This is a genomic window from Marinomonas pollencensis (assembly GCF_003387375.1).
Lineage (GTDB): Bacteria > Pseudomonadota > Gammaproteobacteria > Pseudomonadales > Marinomonadaceae > Marinomonas > Marinomonas pollencensis.
Window position 1 is genome coordinate 351,881 of sequence record NZ_QUNG01000001.1, and the last position, 14,503, is coordinate 366,383.

The window sequence follows — 14,503 nt, forward strand, 5'->3', positions numbered from 1 at the left end:
CCTGCCAATTAATGTGAGAGATTGTTTATTGTGAGTCAACGAGAAAAAGAGCAAACCATTGCCTTATCCGCTATTTTCCAAGCGGCTGAACTTGTTGCTACCCTAGCAAAAACAGGTCAGCTCGATAACGATGGTTTAAAGCCTTTGATTAACAGCATATTGCTCGTCAATGCCCAAACAACCGAGGGTATTTATGGCGGCCAGTGGGATTGCCAGAGCAATCTCGCAGTTGGGCGAAGAATCACTCGCCAAGCCCTTGGCAAGGAGCGCAGCAGTGTCAATCCAGACACCTTACGCTATGCGTTAAGCCTGATACATTTAGAGAGCAAGTTACAAAAATCCCCTGACACCTTGTCCGCTTTAGGCCAAGGCATCAATCAGCTTGACCGCCAAAAGTCCCATTACGAAGACATTCTGCATGAAAATATGCTGGCGGCCATCTCTGGCATTTACCAAGATACACTGAGCAAATTGCCCTTTCGCATTCAGGTTCATGGGGATAGCCGTTACTTGCAGCAACCAGCTATTGCCAACCAAGTACGGGCGACACTGTTGGCCGGCGTTCGCGCCGCGATGCTTTGGCGACAACTTGGCGGCAAACGTTGGCATTTAATTTTCAAACGAAAATCTCTGCTAAACGCATTAGAAGCACGAATCTAAAACAGCAAAAAGGCCGACAACGGCCTTTTTTTTGCGCTATTTTTTTACTCTGTTTGCGAGCCACGCAGCAAAATAAAAATTTATCCGTTACAACACCTTGATTAAATGAGAATAACTCACATCTATTATGAGTATATTTTTATCCAATATCTCTACCCTATATTTTTAGGTAGTATATTGGCCAAAATAATCATTAGTACACAGATGAAATTTGAGAAGGAAGACCAGAAGTCACCATCTTCTTTTAATTTGCCACATAGCCTTAAATGTTAGGGGAATTACATGTCTACAAAACAAACTATTTACTATACCTTCACCGATGAAGCGCCAGCCTTGGCAACCGCTTCTTTGCTGCCTATCTTTGGCGCTTTTGCTAAAGAAGCCGACATCGAATTGAAATTAACTGACATTTCTTTGGCTAGCCGTGTAATTGCCGCGTTTTCGGATAAGCTTCCTGCAGACAAACAAGCAGAAGACGGTCTAAAGTTCCTTGGCGACCTAACAGCAGATCCAGAAGCAAACATTGTAAAACTTCCTAACATCAGTGCTTCTCTTCCTCAGCTATACGCAACAATCAAAGAACTAAATGCTGAAGGTTACGGCCTTCCTGAATACCCAGAGAACCCACAAACTGACGAAGACAAAGATGTACTAGCTCGCTACTCTAAAGTACTTGGTAGTGCGGTAAACCCAGTATTACGTCAAGGTAACTCTGACCGTCGCGCACCAGCAGCGGTTAAAAACTTCGCTCGCAAAAACCCTCACTCTATGGGCAAATGGAACAAAACGTCTGTTTCTCACGTTGATTACATGCGCGATGGCGATTTCTACTCTTCTGAGCAGTCCCTGACTATGGACAGCGCTCAAACAGTCAACATTGAATTCGTTAAACAAGACGGCACTGTTGAACTGAAAAAATCTTTGCCATTGCTCGCCGGTGAAATCATCGACAGCATGAGAATCAGCTGCTCTAAGTTGCGCGACTTCTTTGAAGCGTCTCTACAAGAAGCAAAAGAAGACAACATCATGTGGTCTGTTCACCTTAAAGCGACCATGATGAAAGTGTCTCACCCAATCGTATTTGGTCACGCGGTAACGGTTTTCTATAAAGATGTATTTGAAAAATACGGCGAATTGTTCAAAGAGATCGGTGTTAACCCAAACAACGGCCTAGGCAGTGTTTACGATAAAATCCAATCACTACCTGAAGCGAAACAAGAAGAGATCAAACAAGCTATTCAAGACGTTTACAAAACTCGTCCTGAACTCGCTATGGTTGACTCTGACAAAGGCATCACTAACCTTCACGTACCAAGCGACGTAATCGTTGATGCTTCTATGCCAGCGATGATCCGTAACTCTGGTAAAATGTGGGGCCGTGACGGCAAAGCACATGATGCTAAAGCGGTTATCCCAGATAGCACTTACGCACGCATCTACCAAGAAACCATCAACTTCTGTAAAACCAATGGCGCCTTTGATCCAGTAACTATGGGCACCGTACCAAACGTAGGCTTGATGGCTCAAAAAGCAGAAGAATACGGTTCCCACGACAAAACATACGAAATCGCCGAAGCTGGTACAATGCGCGTGGTTGATGCACAAGGCAACGTCCTAATGCAACACGAAGTAGAAAAAGGCGACATCTGGCGCGCTTGCCAAACTAAAGATGCTCCGATTCGCGATTGGGTGAAACTGGGCGTGACCCGTGCTCGTCAATCTGACACTCCTGCTGTTTTCTGGTTAGAAGAAGCGCGTCCACACGACAACGAGCTTCGCAAGAAAGTCGAAACATACCTAACAGAGCATGATACAAACGGCCTAGATATTCGCATCATGAACTACAACGAAGCGATCCGTTTCTCTATGGAGCGTATCATTCGTGGCCAAGACACTATTTCTGTAACAGGTAATATCCTACGTGACTACCTAACAGATTTGTTCCCAATCTTGGAACTAGGCACTTCTGCAAAAATGCTGTCTATCGTACCAATGCTTTCAGGCGGCGGCATGTATGAAACAGGCGCCGGCGGTTCTGCTCCTAAACACGTTCAGCAGCTAATGGAAGAAAACCACCTACGCTGGGATTCTCTTGGTGAATTCTTAGCTGTGGCGGTTTCTTTTGAAGAGTTGGGCATTAAGCACAACAATGAAAAAGCAAAAATCCTAGCGGCTTGCCTAGACAAAGCAACAGGCAAACTTCTAGACACCAACAAGTCACCTTCTCGTAAAGCGGGTGAATTGGACAACCGTGGTAGCCACTTCTACCTTGCAATGTACTGGGCTCAAGAGCTAGCAGCGCAAACAGAAGATGCAGGTCTTGCGGCGAAATTCGCGCCACTTGCTAAGCAGTTAGCAGACAACGAAGCTGCCATTGTTGCAGAGCTTGCAGCGGTTCAAGGCAAACCGTCTGGTCTATCTGGTTACTACCACATGGATCTTAACGAAGTGGCTAAGATCATGCGCCCAAGCGCTACCTTTAACAGCGCTCTAGAAACACTTTAAACTCGGATACCAGTGATTTCTTAGTAAAGTAAATCACGCGTAATACCCAGTTGAAAAATCCCAAGTAGCTAAGCTGCTTGGGATTTTTGTTTTTAGGGCAAAACCGCTACAACAAAAGTTTACGAATCTGTGCCCTACCATAGAAGTACGCCCCCCTTTTGCCTATAATAGCGGCTCCCTGAAAACCATGGTCGAGGCGTTATCTCAATGGAATTAACTAGCTTAAATGCGATTTCCCCAATAGACGGTCGTTACGGATCGAAAACCAACGTATTACGTCGCTCTGTCAGCGAGTACGGCTTGCTTCGTATGCGTGTCATTGTGGAAGTACGCTGGCTACAGGCTCTTGCCAAACACCCACAAATTATTGAAGTACCTGCACTAAGTGACGAAGCAAGCGCTTTGCTAGATCAATTGGCTGACAACTTCAGCGAAGCGGACGCTCAAGCGATCAAAGACATTGAGAAAACCACGAACCACGATGTCAAAGCGGTTGAATACTTCATCAAAAATAAAATGGCGAACAACGCAGAACTAGCGGCCATTTCTGAATTTGTTCACTTTGCTTGTACCTCAGAAGACATCAACAACTTGTCACACGCTTTGATGCTACGTGAAGCTCTGGAAGAAGGCATTGCTCCAGAACTTAAAAACGTCATCACCGCTATCCAAGACCTAGCAATTGAGCACGCCGAACAACCTATGTTGTCTCGTACTCACGGCCAAACAGCATCTCCTTCTACCGTTGGTAAAGAAATGGCCAACGTAGCTGCGCGCCTTAGTCGTCAGTTAAAACAGATTGAAAACGTTGAATTTTTAGGCAAAATCAACGGTGCAGTTGGTAACTACAACGCTCACCTTTCTGCTTACCCAGACGTAGATTGGCAAGCCCATGCTGAAGCCTTTGTGACTTCTTTAGGCTTGTCTTGGAACCCTTACACAACGCAAATCGAGCCGCACGACTACATTGCAGAGTTGTACGATGCAATTTGTCGCTTCAACACCATTCTGATCGACTTTGATCGCGATGTGTGGGGCTACATTTCAATGGGCTTCTTCAAGCAAAAAACCATTGCGGGCGAAATCGGCTCTTCTACTATGCCGCATAAAGTTAACCCAATTGACTTCGAAAACTCAGAAGGTAACTTGGGCATTGCCAATGCCATCATGGGCCACTTGAGCGCTAAGTTGCCAATCTCTCGCTGGCAGCGTGACCTAACTGACTCTACGGTTCTGCGCAATCTAGGTGTTGGCTTAGCCCACAGCTTAATTGCTTATCAAGCGACACTTAAAGGTATCAGCAAACTAGAAATCAATGCGCCACGTTTAGCGGCTGACCTAGACAATGCCTGGGAAGTCTTGGCCGAGCCAATTCAAACCGTGATGCGTCGCTACGGCATCGAATCACCATACGAGAAATTAAAAGAGCTGACTCGTGGCCGTACTATCGACCAAGCAACGATTGAAGCTTTTGTTGATACTCTAGAAATGCCAGAAGCAGCGAAAGTTGAGCTTAAAAAGCTAACGCCAGCTACTTATATTGGCAACGCGGTAGCACAAGCTAAAGCCATCCGCTAACCATTGCTAGGTTTAATTAGCGAAATCTAATTAACCATTCAATGATAAAAAGAGCCGATTTATCGGCTCTTTTTTGTCTCTCCCTGTACCTTTATCTCTTTCATTAGAGTGAGCTTTTTATGATAGATCTAGACGCACCACTGACCATTTTAGGCGGCATGACCGCGCGCACCTTTCTTGCTGAGTATTGGCAGAAAAAACCACTGCTTATTCGCTCAGGTTTGGTGGCTTTTGATGTGCCACTGGATGCTGATGAGCTGGCCGGCATGGCAATGGAAGAAGAGGTCGAATCACGGATTGTCATAGAAAACGGCAGCTCTCCTTGGGAGTTACGCCAAGGCCCGTTCTCAGAACAGGATTTTGCCACACTGCCTGAACAGGAGTGGACCCTATTAGTACAAGCGGTGGACCATTGGGTGCCTGAGGCTCAGGAACTGAAAGAGCGCTTCCAATTTTTACCAAGTTGGCGTCTAGACGACGTAATGGTTAGTTACGCCACCAAAGGCGGCAGCGTCGGTCCTCATTATGACCAATACGATGTTTTTTTAGTGCAGGTTGCGGGCAAACGTCGTTGGCAAGTACTTGCGCCAGATCAGTACCAAGACAGCGCAATCAAAGACATTCCACTGCATATATTGGACAATTTCCCCGTTGATAGCACCATGGATTGGGAACTTGAAGCAGGCGATATTCTCTATTTACCGCCTAACTTTGCCCATAACGGGCGCGCCCTCGATAACGATTGCATGACCTACTCCATCGGCTTTCGCGCCCCTAGCATGCAAGACGCTTTAACCGGTATCCGCGATAAATTATGCGAAAACATCAATCAGAAAGATCGCTTTTGCGCACCGGAAGCCGGCACTCGAGATCACAGTGCGCAAATCAACAAAAGCGACATTCAATATTTGCAAAGCCAACTGGTTCGTCTAATCGACCAGCCCGATGTACTCGCCCAATGGCTGGGCGAAACCATGAGTGAAAGTAAATACCCAGAATTCTTAGCGCCTCTGAATCAGCAAGAATTGGAGCAAGCGTACGCTAATGCCTTAGCTGGCCACACCTTTATTAGACCAGGCGATGCTCGCATCAGCTATTATCACCCTGAAACAGACGAGTCTGAAAACCAACAGACGTTAGAAGGTGTCGATACAAAAGACGATAACAGAACAAGCATGACGGTTTTTTGTAATGGCGATAGCATCACTATGAATCGTGAGCTAGCTATTTTCGTACAAGCGGTTTGCAATGAAACCGAGTTTGATTTCTCAGGGTTAGATTTAGAACAAGACAGCGATCTAATTCCCTTGTTGCGCTTCCTGATTCGCCAACAAGGCCTGATTGAACTCACTGCATCTGACGATTAAAAGGACAACCAGTTGAACGTATTAACCTCGGATTGGAACAGCAGCAAAGACCAGCTCACCTTTGTTAGGAAGCAGGTTTTTATTATTGAGCAAGGCATTCCAGCTGAAGACGAATGGGATGAGCACGATCAAGAGGCGGTACATTTTGTTGCCTTCGGTATGACCGCTGTTCCTACCGGAGTATGCCGCTTATTAGCGGACGGTCAAATCGGCCGCTTAGCCGTATTGCCTGCTTACCGCCGACAAGGCTATGCCAGCATGCTGCTACGCAAAGCAGTTCAGGTTGCTAGAGAAATGGGTATCAGAAGAGTGTTTCTTGAGGCTCAGGTAGACGCTCAATTATTCTATGAGAAGCATGGCTTTAAAACCGATGGCAAAGTATTTTTATCGGCGACAAAACTCCACGTACACATGGAAAGAGACATATAGCTTCTCGGCTTTTAAACCAAAAGAACATTAGTCTTCATATAAAAAAGCGAGTTACCCTATTCTGGATAACTCGCTTTTTTTGCTATTAACGCTTAATGACTAATTAAACAACAGCAATCAATTCAACATCAAACTGAAGAACAGAATGAGGCTGGATCATAGCACCAGCGCCTTGTGCGCCGTAAGCCAATTCAGCAGGAATAGTAAGACGGTATTTCGCGCCTTCTTTCATCAACTGAAGACCTTCAGTCCAACCAGCGATAACGCCAGTTAGAGGAAATTCAATTGGCTCGCCGCGAGCGATAGAGCTATCGAATACTTGACCGTCAAGTAGACGACCTTCGTAGTGAACACGAACAGTAGACTCTAGCGCTGGAGTTGCACCAGTACCTTCTTCAAGCACTTCGTACTGAAGGCCACTTTCTGTTACCTGGATGCCATCTTTTGCTTTGTTTTCTGCAAGGAAAGCTTCACCCGCTTGGATGTTTCCTTCAGAAGCTGCACGACTCTTTTCTTCCATTTTTTGCTGAAGTTCAGCGAAAGCCGCTTCAAGCTCAGCACCAGGAACACGCATTTCAGCACCATTCAACGCATCTTCAATCGCAGCAAAAAGGTGGTTTAGAGACAATTCACCAAGATCGCTACCACGTAGTTGATCACCGATTTGACGACCAATGCCGTATGCGATTTTAGATTCGTTTGAGTCGAACGACAGTTCTGACATAGCTAACTCTCTTATCTGTTAAAAATTTGAGGCCGTATCATAACATAGCCCTACCAGCAGAACATTACCCCAAAACATGCAAACAGCGAGAAGTTAAAATAGAATTTGCAAATGATAGTGATTATCATTTATTATCAAGATATCGCAATGAATGGAAGAGAGCGACACCATGAAAGCAAAAACATTTATACCGCAAATGATCCATCACAAAGAAGCCAAAAGACCTCGTGATTATTGGGGTATCTTGTTTGTTGGTCTGGTGTTCACCGCCTTAATGGGCAGCTTCTTAATTGATAGCCATAGAGACAAACAGAGCGCTAGCCTCAAAATGGCCCTCTCTAATACCAGCTCACTAAATATTGATATAGGTCAGCACCAAAAAAGCTAACCCGCCTATACTCTATTTATACTAGAAAAAGGAGAGTCACTATGCTTGCGCCAATTAACACCATACTATATGCCTGCGACCTCGAAGGACAAACCCAATCTGCATTAGAGTTAGTGATGAATCTTGCTTTAGCCCACCAAGCCAAGGTCATCATCATGCACTCTATGGAACCTCTTAGCACTCAAACCAATAGCATGATTTATAATTATGTATCGGCTGAAGTATCTAAGAAGATGCAGGAAGAGGCTGTCAGAAATGTAAAAGAAAGAATGGATCAACAACTTGATCGCTTTATGGAAGAGCATAAAGATACATTAGCAGCACTCACCAGCACCCCAGAAAGACTGATAGTGAATGGCATAGCATCCGATGCGATCCAATATACAGCGGAAGAAAAAGGCGCTGACATGATCGTCATGAATAGCCGAACGCACAGTCGGATTGGACAAATGATTATTGGCTCAACCGCCAATAAAATTATTCACCACAGTAAAATTCCTGTGCTTGTCGTTCCTATTAAATAACCCTAGTCAGATACCACTATCTTGGATACACTTACTGTATATATAAACAGTAAGTGTATCTATGATTCTTTATATTGCTGAAAAACCCAGTCTCGCTCGCGCTATTGCCGCCGCCCTACCCTCTCCACAAAAAAAAGAGGATGGCTGTATTTGGTTACCTAATGGTGATTGTGTCAGTTGGTGTATTGGTCATCTACTTGAGCAAGCAGAACCTCATCAGTACAACCCCGCGTATAAAGCCTGGAACTTAGAACACCTACCTATCATCCCTAGTGAATGGCAATGGCAGGAAAAAGCCGCGACTAAAAAACAGCTTTCTATCTTAAAAAAGCTCATTAAAAAAGCCTCCGTCTTAGTCCATGCTGGCGACCCTGATCGCGAAGGACAACTGCTCGTTGATGAGGTGCTGCACTACACTAAGGTGCCAGCTCAAAAACTGAAAAGCACACAACGATTATTGATTAACGATCTAACCCCTTTAGCCGTGAAAAAAGCACTTAGCCAATTACGTTCCAATGCCGAGTTTTCAGCCCTTTCAAGGTCAGCTCTTGGTCGCGCCCGTGCAGACTGGCTATTTGGACTCAATCTAACTCGCGCCTACACGATTCGAGGGCGCCAAGCGGGCTACCAAGGCGTTCTTTCTATTGGTCGCGTTCAAACCCCGGTATTGGGATTGGTAGTCGCAAGAGACAAAGAAAGAGAAGCTTTTGTGGCAAAGGATTTCTATCAGGTTTGGGCCAACATAGAAGACAAACAAGGTCATCGCTTTCGTGCAAAGTGGCTACCGAGCGAATCATGCCAACCCTATATGGACTCAGAAAATCGCGTATTAAGCCTCCCCCTTGCGCAAAATGTTGCGGCTCGTATCACGAATAAACCGGCCATTGTGAGCCAAGCGAATTACCAACAAAAAAAGCAGCCCCCACCCCTGCCTTATAGTCTGTCTGCATTACAAATTGATGCTGCAAAAGCTTTCTCTTTGTCTGCCCAACAGGTGTTAGACATTTGTCAGACACTGTACGAACGCCATCAAATGATCACTTACCCAAGATCTGATTGTCGTTATTTACCAAACCAACAGCACAAAGATGCGACGGCCATCATTAAAGCTCTTGGCAACGCAGAAGGAGAAATCGCTAAGGGCGCGAGCTCAGCCGATCCAAGCCGAAAAAGTAAGGCGTGGAATGACAAACAAGTGACCGCCCATCACGCTATTATCCCCACTACTCAAGCTTATAAAATGGCGTCTTTATCCAAGACTGAAGGACTGGTTTTTTCTCTTATTGCTCGTCAGTACTTAATGCAGTTCTATCCTGATTATGACTATTTATCCTCACAAATAAGGCTGGTTATCGAAGGCGGACAATTTGAAGCCAAGGGCAATACACCGATCGCATTAGGCTGGAAAGCCTTGCTCGGCAATAAAAATAAAGCGAAAAGCCCTTCTGACGAAGAACAAAGTGAGCTTCCTAAACTGGTAAAAGGCGAAGAAGCTTGGTGCCACGAAGGCATGATAGATGAAAAAGTCACCACACCACCGGCTGCTTTCACCGATGCGACCTTGCTCGCCGCCATGACAGGCATCAGTCGCTTTGTGACCGACAAAAGCATTCGAGCTATTCTCAAAGAAACCGACGGCCTTGGTACTGAAGCCACGCGAGCCAGTATTATTGAGCTGCTTTTTAAACGCAATTTCTTAACTCGACAAGGTAAGCAGATTCATGCGAGTACCACAGGTCGTGCTTTTATAGATTGCCTACCGAACCAACTTGTGACACCTGATATGACGGCCAAATGGGAATCCTCTCTAAATGCAATCAGCTTGGGGGAAGCAAGCTACCAAGACTTTATGCAGAGCCTAGAAGAAAACCTGACGTCATTGCTCGACAAATCAAGAGAAATGCCGACAGCAGCGCTAAAAAACCTGCCGCCTCCAAGTAAAAAAGCATTCACTAAGCGCAAACCATCGAGCAGAAAATCAACCAGCAAAAAAGCTGGCTCCAGCAATACAAAAAGACGCCCAAGGGCGTCTTTTTGACGGTTTGATGGCTTAACGGACATCCATCTTAATCATAAAACCATTTCGTCACATAGGGCGCACAGCCATTAACCCATCGCCAACCAAGCACCGACGAAGAGCATTAATGTACCAGCGACACGATTCATAATACGAACGTTACCACTTTTCATCAAAACGGAACGCAAGGTTCGCCCGCCCGCGGCATAAATGATCAAACAACTGAACTCCAAACATAAAATAATCACGACTAACACCGCCAGTTGACTGGCAAGTGGCTGTGAAGAATCCAGAAACGGCGGTAGCAAAGCCACAAAAAATGCCCAACCCTTAGGGTTAGCAATCGCGGTTACAAATCCCTGAGAAATAAGCTCAAAATACGTCGAAGGCGCACTTTCTTCCTGTGACTTGATCGCCATTTTCCCTTTCGACAGCCACATTTGGATACCAATATAGGCAAGATAAAGACCCCCAAGTGCTTTCAGTACAGTGAAGGCTGTCGGGTAATTAAGCAATAATGCCGCAACGCCAATGGCGGATAAGGTCGCTACTGTGGCAACTCCAGCAAGTTCGCCTAACATCATCCATAATGCACGCTTCACCCCAATGGTCATTCCTAACGTCATAGCAAGTGTCATACACATGCCAGGCGTAATAGAAACAAAAAAGAAAGTAGGAATAAAAGCTGATAAAAGCGCTAAGTTCACAAAATCCCCTTATGTCATTTAGCTTAAATATTTCCGCCCTAAAGCAGAGCCCCAGAAGTCGAAAGTAACAGGAAAGGCACCGACTAGAAATGTTTCTTTTTCTTGAACTCTGTTTCATCAATGAACTTATCCCATTCTTGGGTCAATTCACTGTCTGCTGAGTCTTGTTCGGCATGACTTGACGCTCCATTGTCATTCCCCCCCCCAGATTGCGCTTCTTCAACTTCATTTATTAAGCTAGTAAGTTGCTTACTGGCTGTTTTCGCTTCCGCTGTGCCCTTAATAGGAGCTAGCTGAGTTAATGCCTCTTTATAAGATGCGATCGCTTTTTCATAATTCCCAGATAAAAAAGACTGTCGAGCAATATAAGCATGCAAATCTGCTTTCGCTTTGTATTTATAAAACTGGAGCAAATTTGAATATCGAGCTACTACTTCGGTGTCGAGTGTTTTCTCTTTTTCAGCTTGTTTAATACACAACTGAAAAGAATCGAATAGACGTTTTAAATCCATTACCATCAACTCATCATTAATCGGCTTAGCTCGCCTCTTTTGCTTACTTGTTTGCAACTCTGACATTTCTTCCGCGGTCAATTTTCGACGGCGAGACAGTGTCGCATCTGGTTGCAACTTAATGAGCTCATCATAGTGAGTCAGTAAACGAGAAAACAGCCATAATCGCATGTCTTTTGGCTGATATTGGGGAGGAATATCATCGAGATAACGGCGTATCTGTCGCAGCTGATTTTTCAAAGCCACTATTTTTCTGAGTTTTTCTAAGCGAGCTTGCTCTTTAAACTGAAGGTATATTGCAAACGCAATAAAGCCACCAATGACTAATAAGAGAACAGAAACAATGATAACCGTCATACTCTACCGTTTACTCTTTTGAATGAAAAATATAGGTTTTGACTCATCGTACAGTGGCTTAACCGTCAGACAGACCGCGCCCCCTCAGCTATCGAGTCCAGCGAGCTAGATGATGTATGAGTGACAAATAGCATCTCCTCCACCTTAGCAATACGACACTTCACCCACTCAATTTCTTCCGCCACATTTTCAATGACCGCGACTTTTTCTATTTCTGCTAACGCGCTACGGTATTTGTCTAATGCACTGGCTTTTCTATCGGCCACTAAATCCACTTTTGCTTGATATAGCAATAAGTCATAATGCACTAAAGAATAGGAAAAGCGCATTAACACAGCCTGGCGCTTCGCGCTTCGACTATCAATAATATGTTTTTCTGAAAACTCTCTTAATAATACAGGCAAGAAATGAAGCGCATTTTGTATTTTAGTACAATGCGTTTTGCTCATTACTTTTTCATTTTTGCTTTTTTGAATCCCATCTCTCAACTGGCTTCTTATTTCTGACAACTCAGGCAAAACCACCATTAACTCAGGCACAGAAACCCGCTTACTCACGAGGTTTGGCACAATAGAATGCAAATAATCGATCAACAACATCTTGGTTTGAATCGGTAAGTATCGATCAGGTACGGACTCCAGGATTGAAACTAAACGATAACTTCTATTAATCAGTTTTTCGATAATTTTTTTCTTCCGAAGCTGCTGCTTTTTTTGCCATACAATAAACGCTGCAACACTGAGTAGAAATATAATACTTACAATAAAAACAATCGTTAGTAGAACACTTATTTGCTGCATATTGTCTGGCCTGTCGATTAATCCCTATCTCCCATTACTTTTTTATATCATAGAGCTCGATCAAGAGACACAAAAAAGGCCAGTAAAAACTGGCCTTTTAATCACTAGGGATAATAGGAGAATGTCATATTGACGCTTCCTAAACCTCCTGCATAATACTAACGAGAGACAGAGAAGCCTAACAGCATGTAAAACAACATAGCAGCAAGCACAGCGGAAGCTGGTACCGTAATCACCCATGCTGCAGCAATTCGAATTAGCGCTGAACGCTTAACCAATTCTTTCTTAGTCGCTTTTTTAAGTCCTTTACGCTCTTCTTTAGAGATAGGAGAATTTGAGCTTGCTTGCTTCAGCTCCTTCAGAATAAGGCGCTTTTGGTCTACATCAGCTTCTGTAAAACGTGTCACAAATGACTGAGTCTCATCGACACCAAACCCTGCGTCTTTAGAATGCTTAATAATAGCGGCGATCTTTTTATCGTAAGACTGTTTCAAGTATTCACGTAAAAATCCAACACCAAAAATACCACCCACTGCAATATGCGTGGAGCTCACTGGAAGCCCTAGTTGCGAAGCAATAATGACCGTAATCGACGCGGCCATGGCCACACAAAATGCGCGAGTTTTATCTAGCTCGGTGATTTCACTACCCACTGTTCTAATCAGTTTAGGACCGAATAGAGCAAGTCCGATAGCAATACCAATACCACCCACTGCCATTACCCAAAGAGGTATAGAGGCTTTACTGGCAACGGATCCAGTCATCAAGGCGTCGTTGATGGCAGCTAAAGGCCCAATCGAGTTGGCGACATCATTGGCGCCATGAGCAAAACTTAATAGCGCTGCAGAAACGATTAATGGAATAGTAAACAAACTATTCACGGCATCTTTATTGTTTTGCAAAGAAGCAGCCGCTTTGTCCACCATAGGTCGCACAAGGAAGTACGCCGTTAATGCGATGGCAAAACCGATTAGACCCGCCGTGATAATGTCTAATTTCCAAAGATGCTTAAGGCCTTTAAGAATAAGATAGGTCGAGAAAGCCCAAACCATCAGCCCCACCAATAGAGGAACGGTTTTTTGTGCTGCGGCTATCATGTCATTTTTATAGGTAATAGACCGCTTAATATAGATTAAGAATAGAGCGGCTATCACACCACCTAAGACAGGAGAGATTACCCAACTAGCGACAATAGCAAGCAATTGACTCCAGTTTGCAATATCCCAACCACCAGCGGCAATACCTGCACCTAACACACCACCCACAATGGAGTGTGTAGTAGAAACTGGCGCACCTAAGTAAGTAGCTAGGTTAAGCCAAATCGCCCCAGCAAGCAGCGCTGCCATCATTAGCCAAATAAAAGTCTCGGCATCGGCAATGGCATCTGGATTAATAATGCCTTTTTTAATTGTACCAACAACATTACCACCGGCAATCAAGGCCCCAGCTGCTTCAAATAATGCGGCAATTAGGATTGCACCCGTCATAGATAAGGCTTTCGACCCCACCGCAGGGCCCACGTTATTGGCAACATCATTAGCACCAATATTTACCGCCATATAGGCACCAATGGCCGCAGCAATAGCAAGAATAGAAAGGTTAGAAACACCTATCCCTTGCCAGGATGCGTAAAAGCCAGCGATAAAAATAAACGCAGCGGCTAGCAAGATTCGAATAAATTCGCTTCCACCCCATAGGGTAGTTTCTTCTTTCGGGTTATTTGTAAGATCCATATAGGCTCATCTTTACTGATTAATCTATGCCAAACCGCTTTTCACTGAACCCAATATAGTGAAAAGAGAAATGCCTACCTTAGCAATTGTAGAATTCGGCTCTGGGGTCATCCTGTCACATTTTGTTCATAAAATGCCTTTCGGGCGCCATTCTACACCGAGGGTCCTAAGATAAAAACCCTATAAATATTACATTTTTGTG

Annotated in this window: 13 protein-coding genes; 8 read left to right on the forward strand and 5 right to left on the reverse strand. The window is 44.5% G+C overall.

Annotated elements, in window-relative coordinates; translation table 11 throughout:
- The first annotated feature begins 30 nt into the window (after positions 1 to 30).
- The 5 genes from hflD (at position 31) to DFP81_RS01645 (ending at position 6,539) form a co-directional block, all read left to right on the forward strand.
- The gene (hflD, locus tag DFP81_RS01625; protein WP_115896262.1) at positions 31 to 660 is read left to right on the forward strand and encodes a high frequency lysogenization protein HflD; all 630 of its coding nucleotides are present in this window, start codon (positions 31 to 33) and stop codon (positions 658 to 660) included.
- Positions 661 to 942: 282 nt separating this feature from the next.
- On the forward strand, positions 943 to 3,165 hold the full coding sequence (locus DFP81_RS01630) for an NADP-dependent isocitrate dehydrogenase (protein ID WP_115896009.1): 2,223 nt from the start codon (positions 943 to 945) through the stop codon (positions 3,163 to 3,165).
- A gap of 207 nt (positions 3,166 to 3,372) precedes the next feature.
- Positions 3,373 to 4,743, forward strand: a complete 1,371-nt coding sequence (gene purB / locus DFP81_RS01635) for an adenylosuccinate lyase (RefSeq protein WP_115896010.1) — start codon at positions 3,373 to 3,375, stop codon at positions 4,741 to 4,743.
- A gap of 119 nt (positions 4,744 to 4,862) precedes the next feature.
- Positions 4,863 to 6,110 (forward strand): cupin domain-containing protein, encoded by a 1,248-nt coding sequence (locus tag DFP81_RS01640; protein WP_115896011.1) that lies wholly within the window; start codon positions 4,863 to 4,865, stop codon positions 6,108 to 6,110.
- Positions 6,111 to 6,122: 12 nt separating this feature from the next.
- Entirely contained in the window at positions 6,123 to 6,539 is a 417-nt protein-coding gene (locus DFP81_RS01645) for a GNAT family N-acetyltransferase (protein WP_115896012.1), read from the forward strand.
- Between the two features lie 103 nt (positions 6,540 to 6,642).
- Here DFP81_RS01645 and bamJ read toward each other — a convergent pair whose 3' ends face one another.
- Positions 6,643 to 7,263: a BamJ family beta-barrel-assembly machinery protein gene (gene bamJ, locus DFP81_RS01650; protein WP_115896013.1), complete on the reverse strand. Its 621-nt coding sequence runs from the start codon at positions 7,261 to 7,263 to the stop codon at positions 6,643 to 6,645.
- 169 nt (positions 7,264 to 7,432) lie between these two features.
- Here bamJ and DFP81_RS01655 point away from each other — a divergent pair, with 169 nt between their 5' ends.
- The 3 genes from DFP81_RS01655 to DFP81_RS01665 all read left to right on the forward strand — a co-directional run bounded on the left by DFP81_RS01655 (position 7,433) and on the right by DFP81_RS01665 (position 10,213).
- A complete protein-coding gene (locus DFP81_RS01655) occupies positions 7,433 to 7,651 on the forward strand; it encodes a hypothetical protein (RefSeq protein ID WP_147299430.1) in 219 nt (72 codons plus the stop codon).
- A gap of 41 nt (positions 7,652 to 7,692) precedes the next feature.
- A complete protein-coding gene (locus DFP81_RS01660) occupies positions 7,693 to 8,175 on the forward strand; it encodes a universal stress protein (RefSeq protein WP_115896015.1) in 483 nt (160 codons plus the stop codon).
- Between the two features lie 61 nt (positions 8,176 to 8,236).
- A complete protein-coding gene (locus DFP81_RS01665) occupies positions 8,237 to 10,213 on the forward strand; it encodes a DNA topoisomerase III (RefSeq protein ID WP_115896016.1) in 1,977 nt (658 codons plus the stop codon).
- A 68-nt stretch (positions 10,214 to 10,281) separates the two neighbouring features.
- On the opposite strand, the gene DFP81_RS01670 is transcribed toward DFP81_RS01665, so the two are convergent.
- From DFP81_RS01670 to DFP81_RS01685, 4 genes are all read right to left on the reverse strand, one after another.
- Positions 10,282 to 10,899: a LysE family translocator gene (locus DFP81_RS01670; protein ID WP_115896017.1), complete on the reverse strand. Its 618-nt coding sequence runs from the start codon at positions 10,897 to 10,899 to the stop codon at positions 10,282 to 10,284.
- A gap of 83 nt (positions 10,900 to 10,982) precedes the next feature.
- Positions 10,983 to 11,768, reverse strand: a complete 786-nt coding sequence (locus DFP81_RS01675) for a hypothetical protein (RefSeq protein ID WP_115896018.1) — start codon at positions 11,766 to 11,768, stop codon at positions 10,983 to 10,985.
- 65 nt (positions 11,769 to 11,833) lie between these two features.
- Positions 11,834 to 12,568, reverse strand: coding sequence for a hypothetical protein (locus DFP81_RS01680; protein WP_115896019.1), 735 nt, complete (start codon positions 12,566 to 12,568; stop codon positions 11,834 to 11,836).
- A gap of 158 nt (positions 12,569 to 12,726) precedes the next feature.
- Complete coding sequence (locus DFP81_RS01685; protein WP_115896020.1) at positions 12,727 to 14,301, reverse strand: inorganic phosphate transporter; 1,575 nt, start codon at positions 14,299 to 14,301, stop codon at positions 12,727 to 12,729.
- Between the last annotated feature and the right edge of the window lie 202 nt (positions 14,302 to 14,503).